The organism is Variovorax sp. P4_D9, assembly GCF_056401695.1.
This window is the reverse complement of sequence record NZ_JBFUIU010001302.1, coordinates 1-1,769: the sequence shown is the minus strand read 5'-3', so window position 1 is coordinate 1,769 and position 1,769 is coordinate 1. Positions and strand designations below refer to the sequence as shown.

Genomic DNA, 1,769 nt, shown 5'->3' with positions numbered 1-1,769 from the left:
GGAATGTGGCCTATCCGCTGCGTTCCGGCGCAGGCGTCTTTTCCGGACGGGCCGCAACAACTGTCCGCTTAGCAGAACGCGCTGACCGCAGTAACCAGGAACTGTGGGAGCGATCGGGATGCCGCTTCGGCGGCGGCGTGCCTCATGACGGTTAGACACAGCGAGACCGGTTCTCGGCTGCGAGCTGGCAAGCGGGACAACGGATGGCGATCGATTGCGCGAGCAGGCGCTCGCGCGGAATGTCTGTGCCGAAATCGATCTCCGATCTCTCTGCGCCGAGACTGCTGCAAACCATTCCTGGACGCAGCGCCGCCCCGCGCTGTACGGGACAGGCACTCGGCAGGGGAATGGCGAAAAGGCCGAATCTCCCAGCTGTCAAGCAGTTTGCTTGATACAGATCATCGAGCTCGGCGCTTGGCTGGGTAGACTGCCGCTGGGTTCCACAGGATCTCGGAGGTTCAATATGCCAAACCCGATCGCGCTATGGCATGCCGAGCATGTCAACTTCTCTAGGCTCCTCGATGTCTTTGAAGAGCAGGTCACCAAGTTTCACGAAGGCGAAAGTCCGGATGTCGACCTCATGCTCGAGGTCGTCTCATATCTACGGGAGTTCGGGGACCGCTTTCACCATCCGCGAGAGGATGCCGCATTCGCGAGCCTTGTCATGCGCGATCCATCGCTGCAACTGCCAATCAATCGCCTGCTGCAGGAGCATCGCGCAATCGCCGCTGCAGGCGAAGAACTTGTGGCGCGACTGCAGGAGGTCATCGCCGATGCCCTGGTCCTACGCGCGACCGTGGAAGCGGCGGCAGCACTTTACTTGGTCTATTACCGGCACCACCTTGCCACCGAGGAAAGGGATATCTTGCCGCGCGCGGCGCGTTTGCTCACAGCGCAGGACTGGGATATCGTCGCAGGGGCGGTTCCATCCGGTTCGGATCCGTTGTTCGGAGTAGCACCAAGTCAGACCTATGGGAGGCTGCGTGAGTTGCTGGCGGCAAGTTGACCGGCGCTCCGATCCGGCGGCAAAGCTTCCTCGGACACTCGAGCAGCGTCGCTCGCAAAGTCCGAGGCATTTGCCTCACCGGAGCCAGTTCAAGGTAGCGCCGAACCGGCGCGGGCAAGGGCGACTCCTGATCCCGCGCGCCGTTCGTCCGGCCGAATGACCAGCGACTCTAGCGTTCACCGCCGGCGCTTGCCTTCCGGGCGTAGAAGCTGGAAMCCTCWTCGATTTSYGCATCCGTCATCGAACGAACGACGTTTCGCATCTGGGCTTCGGAGTCGTTGTGTCGCGCCCCGGACCGAAAAGCCTGCAACTGCGCGTCGGCGGCTCGGCTGGTAGCGCCGCCATCTGTGCTACTTCCGAGGAGCGCGACAAAGACTGCTTTGCGGCGCGGAAATACAACTCATGAAGGTCAGCTGTGAGCCCATAACGGCTGTTCGGATCTTCAGTTAGCAGCCGTTCAAGACGGGGGCCACCGCAGCCTTAATTTCGAAGAACGGGGGTCGTGCAACTGTGAAACCTCTGCGCGCAAGCTATTGATCTTCCTAGCTTTTTAAGTGTGACAATCTCGGAGGAGTTCATTCCCAAAGGAAAGATTCTGCTCAGATGATCCCTTCGGGTGCGAACGGCCCTGGCGCGCGAGCGTCGAGAGCATTGTTGCGGTCATTGTTGCTCGGCGAAACAATAATCGAAACAAAGCTGGACTGGCGCCGTGGCACGCGGCATCCACCAGCCGGCCTGGGTCGACCGAGGCGCGTCGAAAGCG

General features: G+C 60.9%; 1 protein-coding gene. It reads left to right on the top strand.

Annotation, left to right across the window (positions count from 1 at the left end; genetic code table 11):
* Positions 1–463 precede the first annotated feature (463 nt).
* Positions 464–1,006: a hemerythrin domain-containing protein gene (locus AC1DY5_RS54230; protein ID WP_478122458.1), complete on the top strand. Its 543-nt coding sequence runs from the start codon at positions 464–466 to the stop codon at positions 1,004–1,006.
* Positions 1,007–1,769 lie beyond the last annotated feature (763 nt).